The sequence below is a fragment of the Aurantimonas sp. E1-2-R+4 genome (assembly GCF_036549515.1).
Lineage (GTDB): Bacteria > Pseudomonadota > Alphaproteobacteria > Rhizobiales > Rhizobiaceae > Aurantimonas > Aurantimonas coralicida_A.
In genome coordinates, this window is record NZ_JAZHLK010000111.1 from 1 (window position 1) to 3,038 (window position 3,038).

Below are 3,038 nucleotides of genomic sequence, written 5' to 3' on the forward strand. Positions count from 1 at the left end.
TCAAGCGCTCAATGTATGGTCGCGGAAATCTCGAACTGCTCCGCCGCCGACTGATCCTGGCGCCGTGAAAACCACACAACATGCGCAAGAGCCACTTTTCCGATGCAAGTCCACCCGACAGGCTGCACCGGAAAAATGCCGCCTCGTCTCTCTCGACGATCTCGTGGACGAAAACCCGGCGTCCCGACCAAGGATGCCACGGGTATAAAAGCTCGCGCTCTTCAGTCCCGTGGGTGTTCTGTCGTCCTATTGTACAACGAAATCCGCCCCCACAGCTCGATCGGCCATAAGACGCCGATCGAGCTGATGAAACGCTCGGGAGAGTATTATTCAACGTTTCCGCGAAATCACCTAATGTAAGGGCGCCATCTCCATTGGATCAAGCCGACGATGTGGGTAATCGGAAGTCCTGCCGGAGGGATACGATAGCTCACCACGGCCCAGATGAGCGTGAGCACGCCGAAGCCGGCGATGCCGAGCGTATCGATCAGCATCGGGATGGTGAACACCGCGACGATGAGTAGGATGCCGAGGCCGAGGAGTTAAAGATCGTGTGCCGGATGATCATCGTCTGCTACCTCATTTCCCTGCCTATCAGCGAGCCACTGCCTCGCGGACGATGTCGAGCGTCTGCACGATCTTCTTCACGCCCTCCACGTCGAGCCGGTGCGTGCTGTGCGAGGTGTAGTCGTCGATCTGCGCGATCTCGCGCTCGCCCTCCACGAAGTACTTGTCGTAGTTGAGGTCGCGCGCGTCGGCGGGGATGCGGTAGTAGCCGCCGAGGTCCTCGGCCCGCACCATCTCTTCGCGCGAGACAAGAGACTCGTAAAGCTTCTCGCCATGGCGCGTGCCGATCACCCTGGTCTGAGCATCCGGGTTCAGCAGTTCGCGTAGTGCTTGGGCGAGATCGCCAACCGTGGAGGCCGGCGCCTTCTGCACGAAGATGTCGCCTGGGCGAGCATTGTTGAACGCATAAAGCACTAGGTCGACCGATTCCTCGAGCGACATGAGAAAGCGCGTCATCGCCGGGTCGGTGATGGTCAGCGGCTTGCCTATCCGGATCTGTTCGAGGAACAGCGGTATCACAGAGCCGCGCGATGCCATGACATTGCCGTAGCGCGTGGCGCACACCACGGTCTTGCTGGAGTCGCTCAGGCGGGACTTGGCGACCATGACCTTTTCCATCATCGCCTTGGAAAGGCCCATGGCGTTGACAGGATAGACCGCCTTGTCGGTGGAAAGGACCACGCAGCGCGAAACACCATGCGCAATTGCGGCGCGCAGCACGTTCTCGGCGCCCAGCACGTTGGTCTTGATGGCTTCCATCGGGTAGAATTCGCAGGAAGGAACCTGCTTCAGGGCTGCGGCGTGGAAGATATAGTCGACACCGCGCACCGCATCGTCCACCGACCCGTAGTCGCGCACGTCTCCGATATAGAATTTGAGGCGATCGTCACGCAGAGCCAGACGCATGTCCTCCTGCTTTTTCTCGTCGCGACTGAAAACGCGAATTTCATTAAAGTCAGAGTTCAGAAACCGCGTGAGCACCGCGTTCCCGAAGGAGCCGGTTCCGCCGGTGATGAGAAGGGTTTTATCTTCGAACATAGGTCTTCTTCAGCTTCAGCGTGACGAATGCATCAGTGCTACAAGGTCCGGCCAGGTAAGGGCTCGTAGCCCGTTGCCTGCCTGAACCGATCGGAATTGAGAGAGCGACCAATCCCGGCGGCATCGTCGGGTTCGATCTCGATCGCCTTATCATAAACCTTGGCAACAAGTTTGAGAAGGTCGTACTTGGCGATCGGTGCGGCCGAAACATGGTAGAGACCGCGCAGTTCGGGGTGAATAGCCCCGAGTTTCGTGGACGCCCTCGGGTTAGATTTCCTGCTGCCGTTCGAAATCGACGGGAGACAGCATCCCGTTTCCGGCGTGCTTTCGCTTCGGGTTGTAGAACATCTCGATGTAGTCGAACACGTCCTGCCTGGCTTTTTCACGCGTCCGGTAGACCCTTCTGCGGATCCGCTCGCGTTTGAGCAGGTTGAAGAAGCTTGAACCGCCCCGGCTTTCCCGGAGACCGTTTGGTTTGGGTCTTACGCGGCGATCGGCATGGCCTCAAGCTGGGCGTAGTATGCGGCTTCCGCCTCGGCGGGCGGGATGTTGCCGATCGGCTCGAGCAGGCGGCGGTTGTTGAACCAGTCCACCCATTCGAGGGTGGCGAACTCGACGGCTTCGAGACTGCGCCACGGTCCGCGTCGATGGATGACCTCGGCCTTGAAGAGGCCGTTGATCGTCGACGCTGCCCGCGGTGGCTCGATGCCGGCCTCGGCGGAACTATGGCGGAAACTGGGTGATGACGGTTTGAGAAAGGCGGCGTATCGGGGCGGTTGTTGAAGCCAGCCCGAACCTCTCGAAGGAGCGATACGCCTATGAAGACCGATACCACCATTTCCTCGTTTCGCCATCCCGACGCGATCGACGATCCTCTGACGAGCGTGTTGCGCGATGGCTCTCGCCGTCTGCTTTGCAACGCGATCGAAGCGGAAGTCGAAGCGTTTCTCGCCGTGATGAAGGAGGAGCGACTGGCCGACGGTCGGGCTCGCTTCGTGCGCCATGGCCACGGCCCGGAGCGGACGATCCAGACCGGGATCGGCCCCGTTCCGGTGAAGCGGGCAAAAGTCCGCGACCGGAGCGAGGGCGACGGCACCATTCACGATGAGCGCATCACCTTCACCTCGGCCATTCTTCCCAAATGGGCGAGGCGGACGCAGAGCCTCGATGCCTTGCTTCCGGTCCTTTATCTGCGCGGCATCTCGACCGGCGACTTCCAGGAAGCTCTGGCGGCGCTTCTCGGCAAGGAGGCGCCGAACCTCTCGCCGTCGGTGATCGGTCGCCTGAAGGAGAACTGGCAAGCCGAATACGATCGCTGGCTGGACTTGCATCGGAAAAGTGGCTCTTGCGCATGTTGTGTGGTTTTCACGGCGCCAGGATCAGTCGGCGGCGGAGCAGTTCGAGATTTCCGCGACCATACATTGAGCGCTTGA

The 3,038-nt window shown here is 60.1% G+C and carries 1 protein-coding gene and 3 pseudogenes; 1 reads left to right on the plus strand and 3 read right to left on the minus strand.

Annotation, left to right across the window (positions count from 1 at the left end):
• Window positions 1-594 precede the first annotated feature (594 nt).
• The 3 genes and pseudogenes from VQ045_RS21420 to VQ045_RS21430 form a co-directional block, all read right to left on the minus strand.
• On the minus strand, window positions 595-1,605 hold the full coding sequence (locus VQ045_RS21420; RefSeq protein WP_331831562.1) for a polysaccharide biosynthesis protein: 1,011 nt from the start codon (window positions 1,603-1,605) through the stop codon (window positions 595-597).
• Window positions 1,606-1,872: 267 nt separating this feature from the next.
• Window positions 1,873-2,046, minus strand: a pseudogene (locus tag VQ045_RS21425) (IS3 family transposase); the annotation flags it as partial.
• A 41-nt stretch (window positions 2,047-2,087) separates the two neighbouring features.
• Window positions 2,088-2,324, minus strand: a pseudogene (locus tag VQ045_RS21430) (IS3 family transposase); the annotation flags it as partial.
• A 99-nt stretch (window positions 2,325-2,423) separates the two neighbouring features.
• Between VQ045_RS21430 and VQ045_RS21435 the strand changes: the two are divergent.
• Window positions 2,424-2,924, plus strand: a pseudogene (locus VQ045_RS21435) (transposase); the annotation flags it as partial.
• Window positions 2,925-3,038: the final 114 nt, after the last annotated feature.